Raw genomic sequence first — 25,530 nt, 5'->3', positions numbered from 1 at the left:
AATGGGACGGAGAATTCAAGGACAGCGACGCGGTCGCGGTGGCTCGACGTTCCGAGCCCCGTCGCATCGCTACAAGGCGGACCTGACGCACAAAAAAGCCGAAGACAGCGACGTGATTTCCGGCACGGTCGTCGACATCGAGCACGACCCGGCCCGGAGCGCACCCGTCGCTGCCGTCGAGTTCGAGGACGGCGACCGACGCCTCATCCTCGTCGCCGAGGGGATCGGCGTCGGCGAGGAGATCCAGATCGGCGTTTCGGCCGAGATCAAGCCGGGCAACACGCTCCCGCTCGCCGAGATCCCGGAAGGGGTTCCGGTCAGCAACATCGAGCGTCAGCCCGGAGACGGCGGCAAGTTCGCCCGCGCCAGCGGGACGAGCGGCGACCTCATCACCCACGACCGCGACGCCGCGGTCGTCCAGTTGCCGAGCGGCGAGGTCAAGCGACTCGACCCCGAGTGCCGGGCGACCGTCGGCGTCGTCGCCGGCGGTGGCCGCACCGAGAAGCCCCACGTCAAAGCGGGGAACAAGTACCACAAGATGAAAGCCCGCGGCACGAAGTGGCCCAACGTTCGTGGCGTCGCCATGAACGCCGTCGACCACCCGTTCGGTGGCGGTGGCCGCCAGCACCCGGGCAAACCGAAGAGCATCTCCCGCAACGCCCCGCCGGGCCGCAAGGTCGGCGACATCTCGTCCCGGCGCACGGGACGCGGAGGTGACAACTGATGTCTGATTCCGAATACCGAACCGGCCGTGAAGGTGAGTTCACCTACCGCGGTCACACGTTGGACGAACTGCAGGACATGAGCCTGGAGGAAGTCGCGGAACTGCTCCCCGCTCGACAGCGGCGAACCATCAAACGCGGCCTCACCGTGCAGGAGGAGAAACTCCGCGAGGAAGCACAGACGAAAGGCGACGAGGAGTCGGCGAACGACCCCATCCGCACGCACCTTCGCGACATGCCGGTGCTGCCGGAGTTCGTCGGGAAGACCTTCGCCGTCCACAACGGCCAGGGCTTCGAGCGCGTGCAGGTCGAACCCGAGATGATCGGCCACTACCTCGGCGAGTTCCAGCTGACGCGGACCTCCGTCGAACACGGTCAGGCCGGTATCGGCGCGACACGCTCCTCGAAGTTCGTGCCGCTGAAGTGATACAATCATGGGAATCAACTACAGCGTCGACGCGGACCCGGACGAGACGGCGAAAGCAATGCTCCGGGAGCGTCACATGAGTCACAAGCACAGCAAGGCGATCGCCCGAGCTATCAAGGGCAAGACCGCCGCCGAGGCCGAGGAGTTCCTCCAGGCGGTCGTCGACGGCGACCAGTCGGTCCCGTTCAAACAGCACAACTCCGGTGTCGGTCACCGGTCGGATATCGACGGCTGGGACGCGGGTCGCTACCCGGAGAAAGCCAGCGGCGAGTTCCTCGACCTCATCGAGAACGCCGTTGCCAACGCGGACCATCAGGGGTTCGACGGCGAGGAGATGGTCATCGAGCACGTCGCCGCCCACAAGGTCGGCGAGTCCCAGGGACGCAAGCCCCGAGCGATGGGCCGGGCGTCCGCGTGGAACACGCCGGAGGTCGACGTCGAACTGATCCTGGCGGAGGAGGGTGACGAATAATGGCAGACGAACACCAGTTCATCGAAGACGGCCTGCAGCGCTCCCAGATAGACGAGTTCTTCGCGGACGAACTCGGTCGCGCCGGCTACGGCGGGATGGACGTCGCACACACGCCGATGGGTACGCAGATCGTCCTCAAGGCCGAGAAGCCGGGGATGGTCATCGGCAAGGGCGGCGAGAACATCCGGAAGATCACCACGGCACTCGAGGACCGATTCAACCTCGAAGACCCGCAGATCGACGTTCAGGAGGTCGACGAACCCGACCTGAACGCCCGGATCGTCGCCGACCGCCTGGCGAACGCGCTCGAACGCGGCTGGTACTTCCGGAAAGCCGGCCACACCACGCTCGAACGCATCATGGATGCCGGCGCACTGGGTGCCGAGATCGTCCTCTCGGGCAAAGTGACCGGCGCGCGCTCGCGCGTTGAGAAGTTCAACGACGGGTACATCAAGCACAACGGTGAGCCCGCCGAGACGATCGTCGACCACGGTCAGGGCGTCGCGGTCATGAAACTCGGCACTATCGGCGTGGACGTCAAGATCATCCCGCCGGAGGCTCAGCTCCCCGACGACTTCCGCATCGAGGAGGACGCCGACATCGAAGACCTCGTTCCCGAAGACATCGAGGCCGACGAGGGCGTCGAAGCCCTGCTCGACGAGCCCGAGGAGGGCGAGGTCGCGGAGGACCTCGGCGAGGCCGAGGCCGAAACCGACGAGACCGCCGAGCCCGACGAAGAAGTCGTCGAGGAGGAGGTCATCGAGGAGGCTGCGGAGGCCCCGACCGAGGAGTTCGAGGACGAAGACGTCGAGGTCCCCGGTGGCGAGGAAGAAGACATCGCCGAGGAACTCGAAGAACTCGACGAGGAAGTCGAGGAGGAGGCCGACGAGCTGATGGACGAGATGGACGACGCGGAAGCGGAGTCCGACGACGAAGACGAGGGAGGTGACGCCTGATGGCTATCCTCTACACCGAAGAGATCCGCGAGATGACGCCCGCCGAGCGTGCCAGCGAGCTTGAGGAACTCGAAACCGAGCTTCTCAACGCGAAGGCCGTGCAGGCAGCGGGTGGTGCGCCGGAAGACCCCGGTCGCATCAGCGAGCTGCGGAAGACGATCGCTCGCATCAAGACGATCCAGCACGAAGAAGACGACGACACGGACGCAGAATAATGGCACTGACACCAGAGACGCTCCCACGACACGAACTCAACGGCCTCCTCGTGGAGGTCGTCGACGCCGCGAACCCCGACCTCGTCGGGATAGCGGGGCGTGTCGTGATCGAGACGACGCAGACGCTGCATATCGAGAGTCGCGACAACGGGGCGTCTCAGGTGCGACAGGTGCCGAAACAGGACTCGACGTTCGAGTTCACGCTTACAGATGAAGCCGCCGCGTCCGAGAGGACTGCGGGGACTGCGTCGGAACCGGGTCGTCCCGACGAGGACGACGAACGTGCCGAGGGGCACGCAGACGGTGCCAACGGGCACTCCGGCAACGACGCGGCCCACGTTACGGTGGATGGAGCACGACTGCTCTCACAACCCGCCCGACGAAGCGAGAACACAGGAGATTCATTATGGCGATAGGACTGAATGTACCGGAACCGGAGGAAACCTGCTCCGACGAGAACTGTCCGTTCCACGGAACCCTTTCCGTGCGCGGCCAGATCCTCGAGGGAGAGGTAGCCTCCACCGACATGGACAAGACCGTGATCGTCGAACGAGAGTACGACGTCACAGTGCCGAAGTACGACCGTTTCATGAAGCGACGGTCGCGCGTTCCGGCCCACGCACCCGAGTGCCTGGGTCTGGAAGTAGGCGACACGGTCCGTATAGCAGAGACACGACCACTTTCGAAGACGAAGAGTCACGTCGTCGTCGAGGAGATCCCAGCGGAAGCCGGAGCTGCCGGCGAGGGAGGTGACGACTGATGGAAGCACTCAAGGCTGACGTGACGCAGGGACTGGAGAAAGGTTCCCTGCTGACCTGTGCCGACAACACGGGTGCGCGCGAGGTGAAAGTCACCAGCGTGTCGGGGTACTCCGGCGCGAAGAACCGCCACCCGAAAGCCGGCATCGGCGACAAGATCACGGTTTCAGTCACCAAGGGGACGCCCGAGATGCGTCGCCAGGTGCTCGAGGCCGTCATTGTTCGTCAGCGCAAGGCGATCCGTCGACCCGACGGCACCCGCGTGAAGTTCGAGGACAACGCGGCCGTCATCATCGACGAGAACGAGGAGCCGCGCGGGACCGAGATCAAAGGCCCCATCGCGCGGGAAGTCGCAGAGCGATTCGGAAGTATCGCGAGCACGGCGACGATGATAGTATGACACGACAACCACGCAAACAGCGAAACCAGAGCGCGGAAGCGTCGCTCCACGAGCGACACAAGCAGGTCCACGCGACGCTGTCGTCCGACCTCCGCGAGGAGTACGACACCCGGCGCGTTCGCGTGAACGAAGGCGACACCGTCGAGGTCATGCGCGGCGACTTCGCAGGCGAAGACGGCGAAGTCGTCAACGTCGACCTCAAGGACGCCGCCGTTCACGTCGAGGACGTCACTCAGGAGAAAGCCGACGGCGAGGAAGTGCCGCGGCCGCTCGACGCGAGCAACCTCCGCGTGACGGACCTGAACCTGGACGACGAGCGCCGAGAGGCGCGTCTGGAAGGTGATAGCGAATGACGAAACACCAGAAACGACTGTCAGTTCCGAAGTCCTGGCCGGTCGAACGCAAGACGGAGACGTTCACGACGGCGGCCGGCGCAGGCCCGCACGGCAAGGACGGCGTACCGCTCGTCATCCTTCTGCGGGACGTGCTCGGCTACGTCGACTCGAAGAAGGAAGCACGCTACGCCCTGAACCAGGACGCAGTTCTGGTCAACGGCGACGCCGTCTCCGACGAGAGTCGACCGATCGGGATGTTCGACATCCTGGCCTTTACCGAGCGCGAAGAGTTTTACCGCGTCTTCCCCGACGAGGGCGGTCGGCTCTCGCTGACCCCCGTCGACGAGGAAGCCGCCGGCAGCAAACTGAGCAAGATCGAGGACAAGCAGCAGGTCCCCGGCGGGGAGACGCAGGTGAACCTCCACGACGGACAGAACCTGAGCATAGACGCCAGCGAGTACAGCGGCGGCGACTCGATCGTCGTCGACAACGACACCAACGAGGTCGTCGCTCACTTCCCGTACGAGGAAGGGGCGCTCGTGACGGCCGTTCGCGGTCAGCACGCCGGCGATATCGGCGAGATCGCGGAGATTCAGGTCACGCCCGGCAGCGGTTCGAACAACGTTGTCGTCGAAATGGACGACGGTTCCTTCGAGACGATCGAGGAGTACGTCGTCGTCATCGACGAGAACTTCACGGGCGACGACTCGGACGGAGGTGACGCAGAATGAGCGAGGCAGACGACGCCGAGTTCCACGAGATGCGTCGCCCCCAGACCGAGAAGGTCGTCGTCCACATGGGCGTCGGCGAGGGCGGTCGAGAACTCGCCAAAGCAGAGGAGATCCTCGAAGAGGTCACCGGCCAGCAGAGCGTTCGAACCCAGGCGAAGGCGACGAACGCCGACTTCAACATCCGGAAGGGCGACCCCATCGGCGCGAAGGTCACCCTTCGCGGCGAGGACGCCGACGAGTTCCTGGAGAAGTCGCTGCCGCTCGCGGACGTCTCCGCGTCGCAGTTCGACGACACCGGTAACTTCAGTTTCGGCGTCGAGGAACACACTGAGTTCCCGAGTCAGGAGTACGACCCGAGCGTCGGGATTTACGGGCTGGACGTCACTGTCAACCTGGTGCGTCCGGGCTACCGCGTCTCCAAGCGCGACAAGGCCACCCGCTCGATCCCGTCGAGCCACCGCCTCGACGAAGGCGATGCAGTCGCCTTCGTGGAGTCGGAGTTCAACGTGGAGATCGACCAATGAGTGAAAGTGAGAACGAAGCCGACGCTACGGGCGAGCACGCCACAAAGCGCACCGAGCAGATGGAGCAGTGCCAGCGCTGCGGGCGTAAGCAGGGCCTCGTCGGCAAGTACGACATCTGGCTGTGTCGACAGTGCTTCCGCGAAGTTGCCCGGAGCATGGGCTTCAACAAGTACCGATAACAATGGCAGGAAACGATCCATTCAGTAGCGCGCTTTCGGGGCTTAACAACGCCGAGAGCGTGGGACATCTGACATACGAGGTAGAACCCGCCTCGAACGAGATCGGCAATGTACTCGAGGTCCTGTACGACCGCGGGTACGTCGACGGCTTCGAGTTCGTCGAAGACGGCAAAGCCGGTAAGTTCGAGGTCGAATTGAAAGGCGCCATAAACGACTGTGGCCCCGTCAAGCCCCGCTACTCCGCGGGCGCGGACGAGTTCGAGAAGTGGGAGAAGCGGTTCCTCCCCGCCCGCGACTACGGTGCGCTCATCGTGACGACGAGTCACGGCGTAATGAGCCACTACGAGGCCCGCGACCAGGGCATCGGCGGCCAGGTCATCGCATACGTCTACTAACAATGCCGCGAACAGAACTACAGATCCCGGACGAGGTAAGCGCCGAGGTAGACCACCTCGACATTACCGTCGAGGGACCCGAAGGTAGTATCACGCGACGCCTCTGGTACCCCGACGTGTCGGTCTCGGTCGACGGCGACACCGTCGTCATCGAGAGCGACGAGGACGACGCCCAGACCATGTCGACGCTCGGCACGTTCGAGAGCCACGTCGAGAACATGTTCCACGGCGTCACCGAGGGGTGGGAGTACAAGATGGAAGTCTTCTACTCTCACTTCCCGATGCAGGTCAACGTCGAGAACAACGAGGTCGTCATCGAGAACTTCCTCGGCGAGAAAGCGCCTCGGCGAACGCCGGTCCACGGCGACACCGAGGTCGAAGTGAACGACGAGGAACTCGTGCTCCGCGGCCCCGACATCGAAGACGTCGGTCAGACCGCCGCGGACATCGAACAGACCACGCGCGTCACGGACAAGGACGCCCGCGTCTTCCAGGACGGCGTGTACATCACCGAGAAGCCGACAGGAGGTGCCTGATAGATGGCAGACGAAGAACCAGAGGAACTCGAAGACATCAGCGGCGTCGGCGCGAGCAAGGCTGACGCCCTCCGAGACGCCGGCTTCGATTCGGTCGAAGACGTGAAAGGCGCGAGCCAGGACGAACTGGCTCAGGCGGACGGCGTGGGTAACGCGCTCGCCGCCCGTATCAAGGCCGACGTCGGCGACCTCGAAGTCACCGAGGAGACCGAGGCGGAGATAGAAGACGAGACCGAGGAAGAGGCGGAAGCCGAAGAGGAGGTCGAAACCGAACTCCAGCCTCGCGGTCTCGCAGAGAAGAAACCGGACCTGAGCGAGGAAGAAGAACGGCTGCTTACCGAGCGCAAGCGCGTCGGTAAGCCGAAGTTCAACCGCCAGGACCACCACAAGAAAAAGCGCGTGTCCACGTCGTGGCGACGCCCCCGCGGTACGCTCTCCAAGCAGCGCCGCGGCATCAAAGGCAAGGGCGACACCGTCCAGGCCGGCTTCCGAACGCCGACCGAGGTGCGCGGCAAGCACCCCAGCGGCTTCGAAGAGGTACACGTTCACAACGTCGACGACCTCGAGGGCGTCGACGGCGACCGCGAGGCGGTCCGCATCGCCTCGAAGGTCGGTGCTCGCAAGCGCGAGCGGATCGAAGAACAGGCCGAAGACCAGGACATCCGCGTACTCAATCCGACGTACGTGGAAGTCGAGGTGACAGACGATGAGTGACCTATCCGCACAGAAGCGACTCGCGTCCGACGTGCTGGATGTCGGGAAGAACCGCGTCTGGTTCGACCCCGAGGCCCAGGGCGACATCGCGGAGGCGATCACCCGCGAAGACATCCGCGAGCTCGTAGACCAGGGAACGATTCAGGCAGAGGAAAAGCAGGGCAATTCGCGGGGTCGCGCACGCGAGCGCCAGAAGAAGCGCTCGTACGGCCACCAGAAGGGCCCCGGTTCCCGGAAGGGGACCGCCGGCGCTCGACAGGACCCCAAAGACGACTGGCAGGAACGGATTCGCGCACAGCGTGCTAAACTGAAGGAACTCCGCGCCGAGGGCGAGATCACGTCCTCGCAGTACCGAGACCTCTACAACAAGTCTCGCGGCGGCGAGTTCCGGAGCGTTCAGCGCCTGTTGAACTACATTGACGACCACTACGGAGACCAATAATGGCGACAGGACCACGATACAAGGTGCCGATGCGGCGCCGCCGTGAGGTCCGGACAGATTACCATCAGAGGTTGCGCCTGCTGAAATCCGGGAAACCCCGGCTTGTCGCTCGCAAGAGCAACAAGCACACTACGGCGCAGCTGGTGACCCCCGGCCCCGACGGCGACGAAACGATCGCGAGCGCACACTCCAGCGACCTGGCGGAACACGGTTGGGAGGCTCCCACGGGGAACCTGCCCGCCGCGTACCTGACCGGGTTTCTCGCTGGCAAGCGCGCGTTAGACGCGGATGTTGAGGAAGCGGTTCTCGACATCGGCCTCAACACGGCGACACCCGGAAACAAGGTGTTCGCCATTCAGGAAGGTGCGATAGACGCTGGCCTCGAGATCCCTCACAGCGATGACGTGCTCGCTGACTGGTCGCGTAACCGCGGCGAACACATCGCCGAGTACGCCGAACAGCTCGACGAGCCGCTGTACAGCGGGGACTTCGACGCCACCGAACTGCCGGAGCACTTCGACGAAGTGCGCGAAACACTCCAAGAGCTATGAGCGGCGATAACTACAACGATAGCGGCTGGGAACCCGTCACCCGGCTCGGAAAGCAAGTACAGGAGGGCGAGATCACGACGATGCAGGACGCCCTCAACTCCGGTCTCCCGCTGAAGGAGCCGGAAGTCACCGACCAGCTCCTGCCGGGGTTGGAAGACGAAGTGCTGGACATCAACATGGTCCAGCGAATGACTGACTCCGGACGGCGCGTGAAGTTCCGCTGTGTCGTCGCCATCGGCAACCGCGACGGGTTCGTCGGGTACGCCGAGGGTCGCGACGACCAGGTCGGTGCCGCCATCCAGAAGGCGATCGGTATCGCCAAGCTGAACATCATCAACGTCTCCCGCGGCTGCGGGTCCTGGGAGTGTGGCTGTGGCCGTCCGCACACGGTTGCGCTACGCGCCACGGGCAAGGCCGGCAGCGTCGAGGTCGAGCTCCGGCCCGCCCCGCGCGGTCTGGGTCTCGCCGGCGGTGAGACGGTCCGTAACGTGCTGGAACTGGCCGGGATCGAGGACGCCTGGACACGCAGCTCCGGGAACACGCGCACCACGGTCAACTTCGCGAAGGCGACGTTCAACGCGCTTCGCAACACGGCCGAGGCGCGCGTCCCGCAACACGCCTTCGAGCAGCGAGAGGTGATCGAATAATGAAGGCGGTCGTTCAGGTCCGCGGCGAAGTCGACATGAACAACGACATCCAGGACACCCTGGAGATGCTCAACATCCACGCGGTGAACCACTGCGCTCTAGTGCCGGAAACCCCCACGTACGAGGGGATGGTGACGAAGGTCAACGACTACGTCGCTCACGGGCAGCCGAGTCAGGAGTCCGTCGAGACGCTGCTGCGTACCCGAGCGGAACCGCTCGAAGGGGACGCCGACGTCGACGACGAGTGGATCGACGAGAACACCGAGTACGATGACATCACCGCTCTCGCGACCGCTCTCGTCGACGAGGAGACGACCCTCCGAGACGAAGGCCTCGCGCCGGTGCTTCGCCTGCACGCCCCGCGGAAGGGCCACGAGGGCGTCAAGAAGCCGACCGCGGAGGGCGGCCAACTCGGGAAACACACGACCGAGGAGATAGACGACCTCCTCACATCGATGCGATAACAATGACCAGTAAGAAACGACGCCAGCGCGGCTCTCGAACGCACAGCGGCGGTAGTCACAAGAACCGCCGCGGCGCCGGCCATCGGGGCGGGCGCGGGCGCGCAGGCCGCGACAAGCACGAGTTCCACAACTACGAACCGCTCGGCAAACACGGCTTCAAACGGCCGCAGTCCGTTCAGGAGGAGGTCCTGACTATCGACGTCCAGAAACTCGACGAGGACGCCGTCGTCTACGCGGCGGACGACCTCGCCGAGGAGACCGACGGCGGCTACGAACTCGACGTACGCGACATCGTCGAGGACGGGTACGAGGCCGACGCGGTGAAGGTACTCGGTAACGGACAGGTCCGCAACGAACTGACGGTCGTCGCCGACGCGTTCTCCGCGAGCGCTCGCGCGCTCGTCGAGGAAGCGGGCGGCGAGGCCGTTCTCAGCGACCGCGCCGAAACGGCCGACGACGAACCAGAAGACGTATCCCAAGCCGACGAAGACGGAGAGTAAGACATGGGATGGAAGGAGGCTGCCGAACCGGTCCTTACCCGCATGCCCTCTGTGGAGCGACCGGAAGGGCACGTACCGTTCAAACGGAAACTAGGCTGGACCGCGGGCGTACTGGTGCTGTATTTCTTCTTAACGAACGTACAGCTGTACGGTCTCGCGACCGGCGGTGGCGGTGACATCTATCAACAGTTCCGGTCGATCCTGGCCGGGTCGCAGGGGTCGGTCCTGCAAGTCGGTATCGGACCGATCGTCACTGCGAGCATCGTCTTGCAGTTGCTCGGCGGTGCGAATCTGCTCGGACTAGACACCGACGACCCGCGCGACCAGATCCTGTATCAGGGTCTCCAGAAGGTGCTGGTCCTCGTCATGACGGTCCTCACTGCCGCGCCGATGGTGTTCACCGGCGGCTTCTTGCCCGCGGGAACGATCAATCTCGGCGGTACGTCGCTCGGACCGGGTGCCGTCCAGTGGGTCATATTCGGCCAGATCATCGTCGGCGGTATCCTCATCCTGTTCATGGACGAGATCATCTCGAAGTGGGGCGTCGGCAGCGGGATCGGCCTGTTCATCATCGCTGGCGTGAGCCAGCGACTGATGGGCGGTCTCATCGGCTCGAACGGCCTGCTGATGAGCTGGTACGATATCGCCGTCGGCGAGACCGCAATCGGTCCCATCGCCGGTCAGGGTCTGTACGCGCTGATCCTCGGCGAGGGCCAACTGCTCGCGCTGCTGACGACGTTGCTCATCTTCGCAATCGTCGTGTACGCGGAAAGCGTCCGGGTCGAGATACCCCTGAGCCACGCTCGCGTGAAAGGCGCACGTGGTCGCTTCCCCGTCAAACTCATCTACGCGAGCGTCCTGCCGATGATCCTCGTCCGCGCGCTGCAGGCGAACCTGCAGTTCCTCGGACAGATCCTCCAGAGTACGATGGAGATGCCATCGTGGCTGGGTGTGTACGCCGACGGCCAGCCGGTCGGCGGCCTGTTCTACTACATTGCACCGATCCAGCGACCGGAAGACTGGATGTGGTGGTCCGGAGTCACACAGGAAACCTGGCAGGTGCTCATCCGCATCGGCATCGACCTGACGTTCATGATCGTCGGCGGAGCGATATTCGCCATCTTCTGGGTCGAGACGACCGACATGGGCCCCGAAGCCACGGCGAAGCAGATCCAGAACTCCGGGATGCAGATCCCCGGCTTCCGACAGAACATCGGCGTCATCGAGAAGGTGATGGAGCGGTACATTCCGCAGGTCACCGTCATCGGCGGCGCTCTCGTCGGACTGCTCGCGGTCATGGCGAACATGCTCGGCACCATCGGCGGCGTCTCCGGTACCGGGTTGCTGCTGACGGTCTCTATCACGTACAAGTTGTACGAGGAGATCGCAGAAGAGCAACTCATGGAGATGCACCCGATGATGCGCCAGATGTTCGGGTAGAACAGGCCCCGGCCCGTTCGGAGTTGGTCGGCGGGCATTTCCGCCCGACCACGGCGTTTCGCTTTTTCTTTCACGAGACGAGTCGTATCGTTCACGGTGACTGGCGAGTCTCACTGTTGGTTTCGCGTTTCTCCGCGTCACGGGCGAACTGCCGGATCTCGTCGAGACAGTCTCCCTCGGCGTGAACACCGAGTATCCCGTACTGAGGTCGGACAGCTCTGACCCGGTTCCGACACCGAACGGAACGGTGTGGCTGTGTGAAGACGACAGTCGCGACGTTCTGTTTCTGTAGCTTTGCTCTCTCCACCACACACTCAGGACACCGACGCCCACGACCGGGTAAGCGACTGCGAGTACCGCGGTCCGGTCGAACCCTCGGTGACCCATTCGAATCGGCCGAACTGGGGACCGTCACTGATGACGTACTCGAGGGCCTGCGGATTCAGATCCGGAAGAGTGGGCAACGTTCACGCTCCACGTTGCGTGCAAGTAACAGTATGTTCTACCCCGTTCTGACCGCACCTTGCTGCTCCTGGCGCTCGCTCGGGACTCGAACAGTCCGGACGTTACGGCTCGGTAGAAAAGGGATCGACTCGGCCGCTACCTCGACTTCGCCTCGAACAGTTGGCGGTACAGTTTCCGCTGTGCGGCGCGCAGGTGGTTGTTGAACGTCGGTTGGGTGATGTCCATGCTCGCTGCTATCTCGCTGCCGGTTCTGGTCCGGGGGTTCTCGAAGTAGCCGCTGAAATACGCCGTCTGTATCGTCTCTAACTGACGCGCTGTGAGTTCGTCGGTCAGCGTGGCATGGAACTCGGTCTGAGTTCGTTCCGGCCGTTCACGGGTTCGTTTGGCGGTGACTTCCGCGGCCGGGCATTCGGCTTTGAACGCAGAGACGAACTCGCGGATCTCGGCGTCGGCGGCGACGTGCAACGAGACTATCGCGTCGTCGTCCGTCACCTGAAACTCATTGATCCGGCCGCCGTGTGCCAGAACGGTATCGACCAGGCTTTCCGAGGTCAGTTCTGCCTCGAACAGACAGATCTGTTTCCCGTCCTCAGTTCGGTCCGAAAGGAGTTTGAGCCCGTCGACGGGCAAACTGGAGACGTAGTCCCGAACGACGCCGGGGGAGATGCCGCAGGTCGTGAAAAAACCGCGTACTCTGCCGTTTGCCTGCGGAACAGCGTATTCGTAGGCGAACTCACAGCCGGTTTCGTCCACCAGTTCGACGATACCGTTGTCGGTGTCCGAGAGGGAGAACTTCAGCTCCGTCACCTCGTTACTGACAAGCGCCTTCTTGCTCTCGACGGCATTGATAGCGTACGCGATGGTGTCGCTCAACTCGTCGAGGACGGTCCATTCGAGGTCGTCGAAGACGCCTGCCTGGTCGGCGTAGAGGGTGAGAACGCCGAACAGCGTCTCCTCGTGGACCAGCGGTAAGGAGATGACAGCGTGAAAGCCGCGACTGAGCGCCGCCCGTCGCCACGGCTCGAACGGCGGGTCTTCGAGTATCTTGTTTACGATCTGGGGCGTCCCTGTTCTGGCTGCCCGGACTGACGGGGGGCCACCCTCGGTAGAACCACCGGCATCTATGTGAACTGCATCGAGATAGCCGTTCTTCGCGCCGGCAGAAGCGTTCGGCGTTAGCTCGCCGGTCACCGGGTCGTGCTTTGCGAACCACGCGAGTTCGTACGGACCGGCGTCCGTCAGTTCGCGACAGACGACGTCGACGATCTCGGCACGCCCCGACGCGCTGACGAGCGCCTGGTCGATCCGCCGGATGGTCGTATTGATCCGTCGAAGCCGTTCGAGCGATCCGTTCTGTTCTTCGAGGCGGTTCTCGCGCTCGTGCAACTGCTGTTCGCGGTTGGCTCTGTCCAGCGCCGCGTTGACGTTGCCTGCGACGGTTTCGACGAATTCGAGGTTGGCCTGGCCGAACCCGCCGTTCCCGGTCGAACCGGCGAGTAACACGCCGTGAGTACCAAGCGGAAGGGCGACGACTTCCGTGACCCGTGGGTGGAGTACCTCGTCGGTCTTGCGGAGTGGGTCCAGCGTTTGCTTTCGATTGTTCTCGGCGAACGCCTGCCAACCGATCCCTTGCCCCGTGTCGAACGCGGACGTCGCCCGAACCAGATCCGCTGCGTGGTCGGTCGACGCTTCGGGCTCCAGCGATCCGTCCGCGGGATCGTACAGCGCGACGCTCGCGACGGTAAGATCGAGGTGATCGCTTGCAGCGTCGATGACGTAGTCGCTTACCTCCGCGGCCGTCTTGGCGTTCATCAACTCCTGTGTTAGGTCGTTGAGCGCCGCCAGCCGGTCCTCCCGCTGTGTCCGTTCGAGTTCGTTGCTCAGCCACTGGCCCATGAATTCGAGGAACGTGTACTCATCGTCGGTGAACGTCCCGCTGTGTGAGTCTTTGGAGGCAAAACACAGCGTTCCGTACGTGTCCTTCCCAGCAGTGACGGTGGTTCCCAGATACGCGTCGAGTTCGTACTTCTCGTACGCAGGGTCTCCTTTCCATCCCTGGGACGGCGCGTCCGTCACGCCGAGGGGATCACTCGAACCGAGTAGGCGGTGACAGTAGGTGTCTTCCAGAGTCGCTACTGACCCCGGCTGGATCTCGTCGTGGGATCCGACAACGTCGACTACTTCGAACGTCTCGTCGTCGACCCGCGCGAAGAACCCGATGTCGAGGCCGAACCGCTCGCGCCCCACCTCCAGCAGTGCAGTCATTTTCTCATCGAACGAGAGGTCCGGGTCGGACATCGCATCGTACAGGGTTCGGAGGGACCGCTCGCGAGCCTGGAGCGTGGTCCGCGCCTCGGTGCGGTCACCGAGCGTCCGCATCATCTGATCGACCTCGCGATCCGGCCGTTCCGGGCCGAAGAACTCCTCGGGCGGCGTGTAATAGAAGTTCTGGCAGACCATCCCGTCGTAGATCAGATGTGGGTGGGATTTGACGATGTCGCGGATGATCTCTGCCGGGAACCGCTTTCGATTGTACTGACACAGCGCAATGCAGTTCTCGTCGGGAATGAGTCGGTTGAGTTTCCCCTCGTACTCGATCAGGTCGTCCATTTCGGGATCGTCGCCCAAGATCCACGTCATCTCGCCGGTGATCCGAAGCGCTTCGTACTCCTCCTGGGCCGCATCGATAGTCTCCGAGAGGAACTCGATCATCTCGTCCGGGTCGAACGACCCGTCCCGGAGATAGGTATCTTGCTTCGAATGGATCGTCAGCGCCCCGGATTCCAGCGCGGCGTCGACGTCGACGCCGCCCTCCCGTAACGCGGTCATCACGTCCTCTTTCGAGTTCTCGTCGACGATGTACAGGCACCGCTCGTCGCGTTCGAGCCCCTGGCGCGTAAACGGCACCGCGGCCGCGAACTGCTCCGTCTGGTTCTCGTAGATGAGCGCCAGATGGTCGTTGGACTCGTGTCCATCGAGTTCCTCGACGGGCCCGCGGAACTCAGAACTCGATTGAAGGGCTCGTAGACCGCTTTCGAGACTCAGTACGTCAGTACGATCGGCATTCTTTGAAGTTAGCATGGTGTAGAGTGGTCGAAATCAGCACGTCCTCGCCGCAGGTCGGACCGGGTCGTCGAAGGACCAACGTCACCCGTTCACTGCGGGGGTTTTCAGTGTGCGGACAGATGACTCGATGAACGGCACGGAGCAGTGAATTGGATCCGACATCTAGTTTTGTTGTCCGGTTCGGTCCGCACACGGGAAACGGGTTACTACCTTCGTTCAGTAGATGGGGAAATGAGCTATTAGGGGATAAACGCAGCGCCAACTGTCGAACAGAGACGATCTTACGGTCGAATAGCTCCTCGAAAGATGAGGCGTCAGATCGGGCCACTTATATCTATATCGACATTTCAAACCGAGGAGAAAGCGGCCTCCCGCCGGTGACGAACACGAGGGATCGCCGCTGACGGAGAGTAGTAGAGTTATTACGATGGGTGGTCACGGTCAGATAGATGGTCGAACCTGTCCTGAAGTGGGCGGGCGGCAAACGCCAACTTCTCTCGGAGATAACCGCTCGCTTCCCGGTCGATTCCGACCGTTACCACGAACCCTTCGTCGGCGGCGGCGCGGTGTTTTTCCACGTCGAACCCGACGGCGGGACGATCAACGACATCAACGAACGACTGGTCAACTTCTACCGGGTCATCCGCGAGTCGCCGGACGCGCTCGTCGCGGAGAACCGGACGCACGAACACTCGGACGACTACTACTACGATGCCCGCGACGAGTTCAACGAACTTCACGGGGTCGCCGAGAAAACCGAGACACAGTCCGTTCGCGAGGCGAGTCTCCTCCTCTATTTGAACCGGACCTGCTTCAACGGCCTTTACCGCGAGAACGCCGACGGGGAGTTCAACGTCCCAGTCGGCCGGTACGCGAATCCGAACTGGGTGCAGGCGGAGCGTATCCGTGCGGCGAGCGAGACGCTAGACGGCGTGACGATCAACAACGACGACTTCGAGTACGTGCTGACGGAAGCGACTGCGGGAGATCTCGTCTACTTCGATCCGCCCTATCAGCCGGTTTCGACCACCGCGAACTTCAACGACTATCACGCCGACGGGTTCGACAAGGACGACCAGCGCCGCCTCCGCGACCTAGCCGCGGCGCTCGACGACGAGGGCGTCCACGTCGTCGTCTCGAACTCCCCACCGGTTGCGGACCTGTACGAGGACCTGCCGGCGTTCGAAGTGGACGTGGTCAATGCGACCCGGGCGATAAACAGCGACGGCGACGAGCGCGGCGAGGTAGCGGAAGTTCTCATCACGAACGTACCTCAGGCAACCCGACGGCGCACCACGCTGTCGGAGTTCTAACCCGCGGCGTCCGAGTCGCGACACCCGTGACGACAGCGCGATGATCTCTCTGCCGTTCGAGGTAGACCACTGGACCGCCTTTCGGAGTCGGCTTCCGGTCGGACGCCGCGTCAAAAAAGTCCGCTCAGCCGTCGTCGGCTACAACAGCAGCGTGACTATCGCCAGGATGATGAAGACGACGATGAAGATCCGGGCGATCTCCATGCTGATCCCGGCGACACCCCGCGATCCGACGACGGCGGCGATGATGGCGAGGACGAAGAACACGATGGCCCACTGCAGGAACTGGCCGCTGAACTGCAGCGGAACCGTGAGCGCGCCACTCATCGGGCCACCCCTCCCGTAACGCATGCAACTGTGAGCATACACCCGTGTTACCAGAGAAGCGTCCTTTGTTATGGCCGTCTTAGCCGGAGAAATCCCCGATTAGGCGTTCAGCCGAACAGCCGTTCGCGTGGGGAAGAGCGCGTACGTAGTTTCCGAGTCGCCTTCGTCTCTGCCGGACACGAACGATAGCCTGTCGGTGGGTTCATATCTCCACCACCCAGGCGCGGTACTCCTCGGAGAGGTCGAACGCGTCGACGAAGGCTCGGTCGACGAACTGCGCGATACGGTTGGTGTCGCCGCGCCCGACGATCCGAACGTTCGTGCCGTCCGCCTCCTCGGGCCGGGTGACTTCGTCGATCGTGAATGAGGGGAACTCGCCGAGGATATCCTTCAGTCGGTCCAGTTCGTCGTCGGTGCAGTCCGTATTGATCCGGTCCTGACTCACCTGGACCCACGGCGCGAGGTCGTCGGGATCGGTCTCCGCCTCTATCGTGAGGAAGGCGCTGTCTCGCTCGCGGTGTGCGGTGATCGCGTCCGCGAACAGTTTCCGGCGCTCGGCTGGCGTCGCGGCGTCGAACACGGTCATGCGTGACCGTACGAGGGGCGGGGACGAAAAACGCCCGGCGTCTCGACGGCACCCGATGTCGGAATCCTTCAAACATTTACCGTGGGAGAGTGAAGTCGGACCATGAGCAACCCGAACATCCTGATCCTCGGTGCGCCGGGGGCTGGCAAGGGGACGCAGAGTAGCAACATCGTAGAGGTGTTCGGCGTCGAACACGTCACCACCGGCGACGCCCTCCGCGCGAACAAGGACATGGACATCAGCCACCTGGACACGGAGTACGACACGCCGCGCGCGTACATGGACGCCGGCGAACTCGTCCCCGACGAGGTCGTCAACGAGATCGTCAAGACCGCACTCGACGAGGCCGACGGCTACGTGCTCGACGGGTATCCGCGGAACCTCGCGCAAGCCGAGTACCTAGACGAGATCACCGACCTCGATGTGGTGTTGTATCTGGACGTCGACAAGGACGAACTCGTCGACCGGCTCACGGGCCGGCGCGTCTGCGACGAGTGCGGCGCGAACTACCACGTCGAGTTCAACCCGCCGGCAGAAGAGGGCGTCTGCGACGAGTGCGGCGGCGAGTTGATCCAGCGCGACGACGACACCGAGGAGACCGTCCGCGAGCGAATCAACGTGTACGAGGAGAACACGGAGCCGGTTATCGAGCATTTCGAGGAGGAAGGTGAACTCGCTCGGATCGACGGCGAGCAGACGCCCGACGAGGTGTGGGACGACGTTCGCGATACGGTCGAATCCGAGGCGTAGTGGAGACGGTTGGGTTCGTCGTTCGGAACGTAAACGGCGGTGTCTCCCGCCCGATCTGATCCACTGTTCTCGCGGGCGCAAGGTAAAAGGTTGATTACAGACCGACTCTTAGACTCCGACAATGGCACGGACAGCGGAGAAAGTAGAGTCCCTCATCGAGGAGGACGTGACGATGGCCGACGCCATCGCGGCGGTTCGCCGCGAGACGAAGGCCAACGGGGGCGAGGTCGAGTGGGGCGACGTTCGCGGCGACCTCACGAGCGGCCAGTGGGGCCGCCTCATCGAGAAGGGAATACTCGTCAGCGGCGACGAGGGGTTCGAACTCGCCAACCCCGGGGCCGTCGACGAAGTACTCGACGAGGACGGAACGGTCACCACAACGGTCGACACCGATGTGGGTTCGGAGACGAGCGACGGCTCGGACTCCGACTCTAGCTGGTCCAAGTACGACAAACTGGCCGGCGTCGCCGCACTCGGCATGATGGTCGGGTACTACTACTCGCCGGTTCGCGACGCGGTCGGGGGAGCTATCGACGTGTTGCTCTCGCCGTTAACCCAGACGATGCCGTTCTACGCGGTCATCCTCTCGATAGCGATGCTCACCGGCCTGTACTCGACGCTGTTGCAGTCGAACCTGATGAACATGGAGAAGATGTCCGAGTATCAGGAACAGATGCAGGCGATCAAGGAGAAACAGCAGGCCGCGAAAGAACGCGGCGACGACGAGGCTCTGGAGAAGATCCGTGAAGAGCAGATGGACGCCATGGGCGACCAGATGGGAATGATGAAAGAGCAGTTCCGTCCGATGGTGTGGATCTTCCTGCTTACCATTCCCTTCTTCCTGTGGATGTACTTCAAGATCAGCGACCCGGCTATCGGCGACGCGACTATCGTCATGCCGATGCACGGCGAGGTGAGCTGGAAGGAAGGTGTCGTCGGTCCCATGCAGGCGTGGATCGTCTGGTATTTCCTCTGCTCGATGGGGTTCACCCAGCTGATCCGGAAATCGCTGAACCTGCAGACGACACCCTCGACCTGAACTCGCTCGGCGGAGCCGAGTTCACAATCCCTTTTACTACCTACCGCGGACATAGGGTATGTTACTAACCGTCTCCGGCCCTCCCGGGAGCGGAAAGAGTACGAACGCCGAGCGACTCGCCGACGAGTTCGACCTCGAACACGTAAGCGGCGGCGACATCTTCCGGTCGCTGGCCGACGAACGCGACCTCTCGCTGGCCGAGTTCAACGAACTCGCGGAGGAGGACGACCAGATCGACCGCGACCTCGACCGCCGCCTGCGCGAGATCGCCGTCGACCGGGACGGCGTCGTGCTCGAATCGCGGCTGTCGGGCTGGCTGGCCGGTGACGAGGCCGATCTCCGATTCTGGCTCGACGCGCCGCTTTCCGTCCGCGCCGACCGCATCGCCGACCGCGAGGACAAGTCCGCCGACCGCGCACGTGAGGAAACCGAGACGCGCGAGGAGAGCGAGGCCCAGCGCTACCGGGAGTATTACGGTATCGACATCGCGGACCTCACGATCTACGACGTCTCGCTGAACACCGCACGATGGGACGAGGACCAGGCGTTTCGGATCCTCTCCGACGCGGTCGACGCGTACGAACCGGACGGCGACGAGGGCAAGTACCCGGTCACCGGCGTCACGTACGATTTCTGATGACGCTTCGTCCGCCACCCGACGACCGGACGCCCGCCGAACTGCTCGAGTTCGGCGTCGTCAACCTCGATAAACCGCCGGGACCGTCGGCACACCAGGTCAGCGCCTGGGTCCGCGACATGGTCGCCGACCGGGTAGGCGAGGACGTCGTCGACAAGGCCGCCCACGCGGGAACGCTCGACCCGAAAGTGACGGGCTGTCTACCGACGCTGCTCGGCGACGCGACCCGCCTCGCGCAGGTCTTTCTCGAAGGGGCGAAAGAGTACGTCGCCGTGCTCGAAGTCCACGACGCGGTGCCGGCCGACGTCGAGGCCGTCGCCGCCGAGTTCGAGGGACCGCTGTACCAGAAACCGCCGCGCAAGAGCGCGGTCGTGCGGGACCTGCGCGTCCGCGAGGTGTACGACATCGAGGTGCTGGAGGCGACAGACCGCCAGGCGCTCCTGCGCGTGCGCTGTGAGAGCGGCACGTACGTCCGCAAACTCTGTCACGACCTGGGGCTGGCGCTCGGGACCGGCGCGCACATGGGTCATCTCCGCCGGACGGCGACGGATCCGTTCGATGACACGGGTCTCTCGACGCTACACGACCTGGCAGACGGTCTCGCGTTCTGGGCGGACGACGGCGACGAGGGACTTCTCCGTGACGTGGTCGAACCGGCCGAGCACGCCCTTGCGCATCTGCCGAGCGTCACTATCGCACCCAGCACGGCCGAGGAGGTGGCAAACGGCGCGCAGGTGTACGCGCCCGGCGTCATCGACGCCGACGACGCCGCACGCGAGGACGGGACGCTCGTCACCTGCTACCTCCCGAACGGTAGCGCCGTCTGTCTCGGTCGGGCGGTCGGCGAGTTCGATGCCGACGAGGGGACCGCCGTCGAACTGGAGCGCGTTCTGGTTTAGCTGAACCGAGGCGCTATAGTAGTCACTGAAAGTCAATGCACACCAGATCGCACGACAGCGATGCGATCAGCGTGTAAACCGTTTCTGTGACTACTCTCGGTTTCGGGGCGTTCGCATAGCAACATCCCGACGGTCGGTTGATATGTGAACTCGGCATTTCATTAGCATCCCGACCGATTCACGGGTATGTCGATCGCTACCAACGGTGACGTCGACATCTATTACGAGGTCGACGGCCCGGCCGACGCCGAGACGGTGGTCCTCGTGGAGGGACTGGGCTACGGCCGGTGGATGTGGCAGTGGCAGCGCGAGGCCCTCGCCGAGCGGTACCAGACGATAGTGTGGGATAACCGCGGAACCGGAGACTCCGACGCGCCGGACGGGCCGTACACTGTCGCGGAGATGGCGAGCGACCTAGAGGCCGTCCTAGACGACCGCGGAACCGAGAGCGCGCACGTCGTCGGCGCGAGCATGGGCGGGATGATCGCCCAACGGTACGCTCTTGACCACGACCGGGCGGCGACGCTCTCCCTGATCTGTACGAGCCCGGGTAGGGACGAGGCCGTGGAAGCGTCAGAGGCGGTGCAGCGGCGGATGGTCGCCGAACCGGATGGGTACGACGAACGGGAGGTGATCCGTCACCGAATGGCCCCGGCGATGACCGACGAGTTCCGCAAGGCGAACGACGACCTGCTGGAGCGGATCGTCGACTGGCGACTGGCGGGCGACGCCGTCGAGGCCGCGCGCGAGGCGCAACTCGCCGCGGTCGGAGCGTTCGACGTAAGCGACCGGCTGGAGGAGATCGAGATCCCGGCGCTGGTCGCACACGGCACCGCTGACCGGGTCGTTCCGTTCGAGAACGGCGAACTGCTCGCCGACAGCCTCCCGAACGCCCGCTTCGAACCGTTCGAGGGCGGGCCGCACCTCTTTTTCATCGAGCAGTCGGAGGCCGTCAACGAGACGCTTCTCGGGTTCCTGGACAGCCACGTATGACGGTCCACGACCACGGCGAGCGACCGTACGATTGGGTCGGGGCCTGGAGCGAGCGAAGGGCCGCACTGTCGCCGGACGCTGTCGGTCTGACGGATGCGACGACCGGCGAGTCGTACACGTACGCCGACCTCGACGCGCGGGCCAATCGGACCGCCAGACTGCTCGGCGAACACGGCGTCGGGAAGGGCGACCGCGTCGCCGTTGTCTCCCGGAACCGTGCGGAGCTCGTCGACCTCTTTTTCGCCGGGGGGAAGGCCGGATCGGTGCTCGCGCCGCTCTCGCACCGCCTCGCACCGGCCGAGATGGACGAGTTACTCGACAGGGTCGACCCGCACCTCCTCGTCGTGGAAGAACCGTTCCTCGGGCAGGTCCGCGAGGCGGTCGACAGCGAAGTGCCGTGCGATCTGGTAGTGTTGTCGGCGGGCGACGACACAGTTACCACTGATGAACCGGCGGAAGCCGGGGCCGCAGACGAGATCGCGAACCCGCCAACCGCAGACGACCCGGCCTACGCCGACGCGCTTCCGACGGACGACACGCCGGTCGACGGCCCGGAGTTGTGGTTAGACGACCCCTGCATGTTTCTCCACACCGGCGGGTCGACGGGAACGCCGAAGGAGACGGTGTTGACCCACGGAACCGTCGCCTGGAACTCGTTTAACACCATCACGGCGTGGGGACTTCGAGCCGACGACGTGACGCCGATGGTGTTTCCCATGTTCCACACCGGGGGCTGGAACGTGCTGACGATACCGCTTTTCCACCTCGGCGGAACCGTGGTCATCTGTCGGGACGTCGACCCCGAAACCGTCCTCACGATGATCGAGGGCGAGGGGGCGACGCTGTTTGTCGCCGTGCCAGCGGTGTTGCGCATGATGGCCGAACACGACGACTGGGACGCGACTGACCTCTCGTCGCTCCGGTTCGTCAAGAGCGGCGGCGGTCCCTGTCGCGACGCGACGATCCGGGCCTGGCGCGACCGGGGCGTCGATCTCTCGCAGGGGTACGGCCTCACCGAATGTGGTCCGAACAACTTCACCATGCCGGACGGATGGCCCGAGGGGAAGACGGGGACCATCGGCAAGCCCGTGATGCACACTGACGTCCGAATCGTCGACGAGAGGGGCGAACCGGTCGATGACGGAGCGATCGGGGAACTCGAACTCGCCGGACCGCACGCGGCCGACCGGTACTGGCGCGACGAGTCGGAGTCCCGGGCGACGTTCGGAGAACGGGCGAGCGACGGCGACGACGCCTTCGGCTGGGTGTCGACCGGCGACCTCGCGCGGGTCGACGAGGACGGGTACTACAGCATCGAGGGGCGGAAGAAGAACATGTTCACCAGCGGCGGGGAGAACATCTATCCGCCGGAAGTCGAGGACGCCGTGGCGGACCACCCGGACGTCGAGGAAGTGGTCGTCATCGGCGTCCCGGACGACATATGGGGTGCAGTCGGGAAAGCAGTAATTCAGGGGGAGACGACGCTGTCGGTCGAAGGCCTCCGGGAGTTCCTCGACGGCCGCCTGGCGGGGTTCAAACACCCACGCCACGTCGCGTTCGTCGACGAGATGCCGACCAGCGGCCCGGAGAAGATAGACCGAACGGCGGTCGAGAACCGGTTCGGCGGTACTACCACCAAAGATAATTGAGGTCTCGTTTGGTACATCATAGTATGATCGACGTTGGCATGGACATGGAACAGTACGACTGTCCGTTCATCGATACGACGGACGACTACGAGGTCGCGTTTACGGCTGTCCACTGGCAGTTCGACGGTGTCTCGAAGCAACTCGAGACGCGTCTCGCCGTCGACGGTGAGAACCGCGAGGAGTTAGAACAGGGGTTGACTGCGCTTCGGAACCACGAGAACATGCGGGAGTGCTCGCTGTTCTCCAAGCGCGAGGACAACGCCGTGATCCGGACGGTCATCGACCAGACGAACGCGATGAAAGTGATCCGCGAGAACGGCGGCTACATCACCGGGCCGTTCCGCATCGAGGACGGGAGCGAACTCTGGGAAGTCGGGTTCGACGACGACAGGGTCGCCGACGACACGCTCGCCGACCTCGAACGGAACAACGAGTTCACGATCGAATCCCGGGAATCGTTCGAATCCGAAGAACTGTTCGACCTCCTCGACAACGCCGAACCCGCGCTTTCGATGCTGGACGGGTGTCGTGACCTCTCGGCCGTCGAGCGGGAGACGCTGCTGACGGCGGTACGGGAGGGTTACTACGAGGACCCCCGCGCCGTGACGCTCCAGAACCTGGCCGACGAGTTCGGCGTGAGCGACACGGCCATCTCGAAGAACCTCCGCCGCGGCGAGCGAAAAGTCGTCCGGAGCGTCGCGAGAGCGCTCACGGAGTTAGAGTCGTGATGGGACGGTTCGAACAGTACCCTGATCTCTTATCGACCTCCAGTTCCTGTGTGTGACCATGACTGATGCAAACGTAGTGGGCGTCGGCATGACGGCGTTCGGCGTCCACGGATCGACTCTTCCCGACCTGTTCGCCGAGGCCGCACTTCCCGCGCTCGACGACGCCGGTGCGACGGCCGACGTCGTAGACGCGTTCTACCTCGGCAATGCGATGGGCGGGCAGATAGAGGGTGAAAGCCACCTCGCGCCGACGCTCGCGTCTCATGTCGGTCTCGCCGGGGTTCCCTGCCAGCGGTACGAGGACGCCTGCGCGACATCGTCGAACGCGTTCAAAAACGCCGTGCGCGCGGTCGAAGCGGGCCAGCACGACGTAGTTCTGGTCGGCGGCGTCGAGCGGTGCTCGCCGGAGACGGGCAAGGAGACGGACGCGATGACGCGAATCTTTGCCAGCGCCGCACACGGGGCGTACGAACGGCCGACCGGCCTCACGTTCCCCGGCGTGTTCGCCCTGTTGACGAAGCGGCACATGCACGAGTACGGAACGACGCCCGAGCAACTCGCGGCGGTGGCCGTGAAGAACCACCGTCACGGGAGTCTGAACCCGCGAGCGCATTTCGGCTCGGAGACGACCGTCGACGAGGTGCTCTCGGGCCCCGTCGTCGCCGACCCGTTCCGCCTGCACGACTGCTGTCCGTTCTCCGACGGCGCTGCCGCCGCCGTCGTCGCGAGCGCCGACGCCGCCGAGACGCTCAGCGGCGACCCCGTGCGCGTTGCCGGCGTCGGGCACGCGACAGACATCGTTCCGATCGCGGACAAGGCCCACCCCTCTGCGACGCAGGCCGCCCGCGACGCCGCGGGGCAGGCGTACGAGGCGGCGGGCGTCGGACCGGACGACGTAGATGTCGTGGAACTCCACGACTGCTTTACCGGCGCGGAAGTGCTAGCGACGGAGGCGCTCGGCCTCGTCGAAGACGGCGAGGGTGGGCCGGCCGCTGCGGCGGGGCGCACGTCGCTGGGCGGCGAGATCCCGGTCAACCCGAGCGGCGGCCTGAAAGCGAAGGGCCATCCCATCGGTGCGACCGGAGTCGCACAGGTCGTCGAACTAACCGAGCAGTTGCGCGGCGACGCCGACAGGCGGCAGGTCGAGGCGGCCGACGTCGGCCTGGCACACAACCTCGGCGGCGACGCGGCGACGACGATAGTCAGCGTTCTAGAGAGCGTCCCGCGGCGCGACTCCGACCAGCGCGGGGAGGTGGCACGATGAGCGAGAGCCTCGACGACTACCGGTCCGACGGTCGGCTCACGACCGACGGCTGGCGTGCGGCGCTCGAAGACGGCGTTTTGCTCGGCCAGACCTGTGCGGACTGCGAACACGTCACCGCCGCGCCGAAGGCGGCCTGCGCTCGGTGCGGGTCGCGTGACCTCTCGACGGTCCAACTCCCCGAGGAAGGCACGGTGTACTCGGTCAGCAGGATCGAGGTGGCTCCCGCCGGGTTCGACGCGCCGTACCACGTCGGTCTGGTTACGCTCGGCGACGCACGGCTGACGGCACGGCTGTCTGACGCTGCCGAAATCGGCGACAGTGTGTCGTTCCAGGATGCGGTGACGACCCCCGAAGGACCGGCACCGCGTTTCGGCTGATGGGGGTATATGGCCCACCGAATGACAGT

General features: G+C 64.1%; 34 protein-coding genes. 31 read left to right on the top strand and 3 right to left on the bottom strand.

Annotated features, from left to right (window positions below; translation table 11 throughout):
- Window position 1: 1 nt before the first annotated feature.
- Genes EYW42_RS13795 through secY form a run of 21 tightly spaced genes read left to right on the top strand, consistent with a single transcriptional unit; the run spans window position 2 to window position 11,408 of the window.
- A complete protein-coding gene (locus tag EYW42_RS13795) occupies window positions 2–724 on the top strand; it encodes a 50S ribosomal protein L2 (protein WP_135535875.1) in 723 nt (240 codons plus the stop codon).
- On the top strand, window positions 724–1,149 hold the full coding sequence (locus tag EYW42_RS13790; RefSeq protein ID WP_135535874.1) for a 30S ribosomal protein S19: 426 nt from the start codon (window positions 724–726) through the stop codon (window positions 1,147–1,149). The genes EYW42_RS13795 and EYW42_RS13790 overlap by 1 nt, the downstream gene beginning before the upstream one ends.
- A 7-nt stretch (window positions 1,150–1,156) precedes the next feature.
- Window positions 1,157–1,621 (top strand): 50S ribosomal protein L22, encoded by a 465-nt coding sequence (locus tag EYW42_RS13785; protein ID WP_135535873.1) that lies wholly within the window; start codon window positions 1,157–1,159, stop codon window positions 1,619–1,621.
- Window positions 1,621–2,577: a 30S ribosomal protein S3 gene (locus EYW42_RS13780; protein WP_135535872.1), complete on the top strand. Its 957-nt coding sequence runs from the start codon at window positions 1,621–1,623 to the stop codon at window positions 2,575–2,577. The genes EYW42_RS13785 and EYW42_RS13780 overlap by 1 nt, the downstream gene beginning before the upstream one ends.
- Window positions 2,577–2,792: a 50S ribosomal protein L29 gene (gene rpmC, locus EYW42_RS13775; protein ID WP_135535871.1), complete on the top strand. Its 216-nt coding sequence runs from the start codon at window positions 2,577–2,579 to the stop codon at window positions 2,790–2,792. The genes EYW42_RS13780 and rpmC overlap by 1 nt, the downstream gene beginning before the upstream one ends.
- Window positions 2,792–3,208 carry a ribonuclease P protein component 1 gene (locus tag EYW42_RS13770; protein ID WP_135535870.1) on the top strand — a complete coding sequence of 139 codons (417 nt, stop codon included), beginning with the start codon at window positions 2,792–2,794 and terminating at the stop codon, window positions 3,206–3,208. Before rpmC ends, EYW42_RS13770 begins: the two co-directional genes overlap by 1 nt.
- Entirely contained in the window at window positions 3,199–3,552 is a 354-nt protein-coding gene (locus EYW42_RS13765; protein WP_135535869.1) for a 30S ribosomal protein S17, read from the top strand. Before EYW42_RS13770 ends, EYW42_RS13765 begins: the two co-directional genes overlap by 10 nt.
- Window positions 3,552–3,950 carry a 50S ribosomal protein L14 gene (locus EYW42_RS13760; protein WP_135535868.1) on the top strand — a complete coding sequence of 133 codons (399 nt, stop codon included), beginning with the start codon at window positions 3,552–3,554 and terminating at the stop codon, window positions 3,948–3,950. Before EYW42_RS13765 ends, EYW42_RS13760 begins: the two co-directional genes overlap by 1 nt.
- Entirely contained in the window at window positions 3,947–4,303 is a 357-nt protein-coding gene (gene rplX / locus EYW42_RS13755) for a 50S ribosomal protein L24 (protein ID WP_135535867.1), read from the top strand. Before EYW42_RS13760 ends, rplX begins: the two co-directional genes overlap by 4 nt.
- The gene (locus tag EYW42_RS13750) at window positions 4,300–5,016 is read left to right on the top strand and encodes a 30S ribosomal protein S4e (protein ID WP_135535866.1); all 717 of its coding nucleotides are present in this window, start codon (window positions 4,300–4,302) and stop codon (window positions 5,014–5,016) included. The genes rplX and EYW42_RS13750 overlap by 4 nt, the downstream gene beginning before the upstream one ends.
- Entirely contained in the window at window positions 5,013–5,540 is a 528-nt protein-coding gene (locus tag EYW42_RS13745; protein ID WP_135535865.1) for a 50S ribosomal protein L5, read from the top strand. Before EYW42_RS13750 ends, EYW42_RS13745 begins: the two co-directional genes overlap by 4 nt.
- Entirely contained in the window at window positions 5,537–5,719 is a 183-nt protein-coding gene (locus EYW42_RS13740) for a 30S ribosomal protein S14 (RefSeq protein WP_135535864.1), read from the top strand. Before EYW42_RS13745 ends, EYW42_RS13740 begins: the two co-directional genes overlap by 4 nt.
- 2 nt (window positions 5,720–5,721) lie before the next feature.
- Window positions 5,722–6,114, top strand: a complete 393-nt coding sequence (locus EYW42_RS13735) for a 30S ribosomal protein S8 (RefSeq protein WP_135535863.1) — start codon at window positions 5,722–5,724, stop codon at window positions 6,112–6,114.
- Window positions 6,115–6,116: 2 nt separating this feature from the next.
- Complete coding sequence (locus tag EYW42_RS13730) at window positions 6,117–6,650, top strand: 50S ribosomal protein L6 (protein ID WP_135535862.1); 534 nt, start codon at window positions 6,117–6,119, stop codon at window positions 6,648–6,650.
- Between the two features lie 3 nt (window positions 6,651–6,653).
- Window positions 6,654–7,364, top strand: a complete 711-nt coding sequence (locus EYW42_RS13725; RefSeq protein WP_135535861.1) for a 50S ribosomal protein L32e — start codon at window positions 6,654–6,656, stop codon at window positions 7,362–7,364.
- Complete coding sequence (locus EYW42_RS13720) at window positions 7,357–7,806, top strand: 50S ribosomal protein L19e (RefSeq protein WP_135535860.1); 450 nt, start codon at window positions 7,357–7,359, stop codon at window positions 7,804–7,806. The genes EYW42_RS13725 and EYW42_RS13720 overlap by 8 nt, the downstream gene beginning before the upstream one ends.
- Window positions 7,806–8,357, top strand: coding sequence for a 50S ribosomal protein L18 (locus EYW42_RS13715; RefSeq protein WP_135535859.1), 552 nt, complete (start codon window positions 7,806–7,808; stop codon window positions 8,355–8,357). The genes EYW42_RS13720 and EYW42_RS13715 overlap by 1 nt, the downstream gene beginning before the upstream one ends.
- Window positions 8,354–9,004: a 30S ribosomal protein S5 gene (locus EYW42_RS13710; RefSeq protein ID WP_135535858.1), complete on the top strand. Its 651-nt coding sequence runs from the start codon at window positions 8,354–8,356 to the stop codon at window positions 9,002–9,004. The genes EYW42_RS13715 and EYW42_RS13710 overlap by 4 nt, the downstream gene beginning before the upstream one ends.
- On the top strand, window positions 9,004–9,468 hold the full coding sequence (rpmD, locus tag EYW42_RS13705) for a 50S ribosomal protein L30 (RefSeq protein WP_135535857.1): 465 nt from the start codon (window positions 9,004–9,006) through the stop codon (window positions 9,466–9,468). The genes EYW42_RS13710 and rpmD overlap by 1 nt, the downstream gene beginning before the upstream one ends.
- Window positions 9,469–9,470: 2 nt before the next feature.
- Entirely contained in the window at window positions 9,471–9,968 is a 498-nt protein-coding gene (locus EYW42_RS13700) for an uL15m family ribosomal protein (RefSeq protein WP_135535856.1), read from the top strand.
- Window positions 9,969–9,971: 3 nt separating this feature from the next.
- Window positions 9,972–11,408, top strand: a complete 1,437-nt coding sequence (gene secY / locus EYW42_RS13695; protein ID WP_135535855.1) for a preprotein translocase subunit SecY — start codon at window positions 9,972–9,974, stop codon at window positions 11,406–11,408.
- Window positions 11,409–12,008: 600 nt separating this feature from the next.
- Here the strand turns inward: secY and EYW42_RS13690 are convergent.
- Window positions 12,009–14,954 (bottom strand): MEDS domain-containing protein, encoded by a 2,946-nt coding sequence (locus tag EYW42_RS13690; RefSeq protein ID WP_135535854.1) that lies wholly within the window; start codon window positions 14,952–14,954, stop codon window positions 12,009–12,011.
- Between the two features lie 434 nt (window positions 14,955–15,388).
- Between EYW42_RS13690 and EYW42_RS13685 the strand changes: the two genes are divergently transcribed.
- Complete coding sequence (locus EYW42_RS13685) at window positions 15,389–16,252, top strand: DNA adenine methylase (protein ID WP_135535853.1); 864 nt, start codon at window positions 15,389–15,391, stop codon at window positions 16,250–16,252.
- 138 nt (window positions 16,253–16,390) lie between these two features.
- On the opposite strand, the gene EYW42_RS13680 is transcribed toward EYW42_RS13685, so the two are convergent.
- Both EYW42_RS13680 and EYW42_RS13675 read right to left on the bottom strand, forming a co-directional pair.
- Window positions 16,391–16,579: a DUF1328 domain-containing protein gene (locus EYW42_RS13680; RefSeq protein ID WP_135535852.1), complete on the bottom strand. Its 189-nt coding sequence runs from the start codon at window positions 16,577–16,579 to the stop codon at window positions 16,391–16,393.
- A 202-nt stretch (window positions 16,580–16,781) separates the two neighbouring features.
- Window positions 16,782–17,165, bottom strand: coding sequence for a hypothetical protein (locus EYW42_RS13675; protein WP_135535851.1), 384 nt, complete (start codon window positions 17,163–17,165; stop codon window positions 16,782–16,784).
- Between the two features lie 102 nt (window positions 17,166–17,267).
- Between EYW42_RS13675 and EYW42_RS13670 the strand changes: the two genes are divergently transcribed.
- The 9 genes from EYW42_RS13670 (at window position 17,268) to EYW42_RS13630 (ending at window position 25,501) form a co-directional block, all read left to right on the top strand.
- Window positions 17,268–17,915, top strand: coding sequence for an adenylate kinase (locus tag EYW42_RS13670; RefSeq protein WP_135535850.1), 648 nt, complete (start codon window positions 17,268–17,270; stop codon window positions 17,913–17,915).
- 121 nt (window positions 17,916–18,036) lie between these two features.
- Window positions 18,037–18,954 (top strand): DUF106 domain-containing protein, encoded by a 918-nt coding sequence (locus tag EYW42_RS13665; RefSeq protein WP_135535849.1) that lies wholly within the window; start codon window positions 18,037–18,039, stop codon window positions 18,952–18,954.
- A 58-nt stretch (window positions 18,955–19,012) separates the two neighbouring features.
- Window positions 19,013–19,591, top strand: coding sequence for a (d)CMP kinase (gene cmk / locus EYW42_RS13660; RefSeq protein WP_135535848.1), 579 nt, complete (start codon window positions 19,013–19,015; stop codon window positions 19,589–19,591).
- On the top strand, window positions 19,591–20,490 hold the full coding sequence (locus EYW42_RS13655; RefSeq protein WP_135535847.1) for an RNA-guided pseudouridylation complex pseudouridine synthase subunit Cbf5: 900 nt from the start codon (window positions 19,591–19,593) through the stop codon (window positions 20,488–20,490). The genes cmk and EYW42_RS13655 overlap by 1 nt, the downstream gene beginning before the upstream one ends.
- Before the next feature lie 186 nt (window positions 20,491–20,676).
- Window positions 20,677–21,483 (top strand): alpha/beta fold hydrolase, encoded by an 807-nt coding sequence (locus EYW42_RS13650; RefSeq protein ID WP_135535846.1) that lies wholly within the window; start codon window positions 20,677–20,679, stop codon window positions 21,481–21,483.
- The gene (locus EYW42_RS13645; RefSeq protein WP_135535845.1) at window positions 21,480–23,132 is read left to right on the top strand and encodes an AMP-binding protein; all 1,653 of its coding nucleotides are present in this window, start codon (window positions 21,480–21,482) and stop codon (window positions 23,130–23,132) included. The genes EYW42_RS13650 and EYW42_RS13645 overlap by 4 nt, the downstream gene beginning before the upstream one ends.
- A 23-nt stretch (window positions 23,133–23,155) precedes the next feature.
- Window positions 23,156–23,860, top strand: coding sequence for a helix-turn-helix domain-containing protein (locus EYW42_RS13640; protein WP_135535844.1), 705 nt, complete (start codon window positions 23,156–23,158; stop codon window positions 23,858–23,860).
- Window positions 23,861–23,918: 58 nt separating this feature from the next.
- Complete coding sequence (locus EYW42_RS13635; RefSeq protein WP_135535843.1) at window positions 23,919–25,124, top strand: thiolase domain-containing protein; 1,206 nt, start codon at window positions 23,919–23,921, stop codon at window positions 25,122–25,124.
- Window positions 25,121–25,501, top strand: coding sequence for a Zn-ribbon domain-containing OB-fold protein (locus EYW42_RS13630; protein WP_135535842.1), 381 nt, complete (start codon window positions 25,121–25,123; stop codon window positions 25,499–25,501). The genes EYW42_RS13635 and EYW42_RS13630 overlap by 4 nt, the downstream gene beginning before the upstream one ends.
- Window positions 25,502–25,530 lie beyond the last annotated feature (29 nt).

The sequence above is a fragment of the Halostella pelagica genome, assembly GCF_004762015.1.
GTDB classification, from domain to species: Archaea; Halobacteriota; Halobacteria; order Halobacteriales; family Natronoarchaeaceae; genus Halostella; species Halostella pelagica.
Note: the sequence above shows the minus strand (reverse complement) of the source record. Positions and strands in the feature narration are given on the sequence as shown.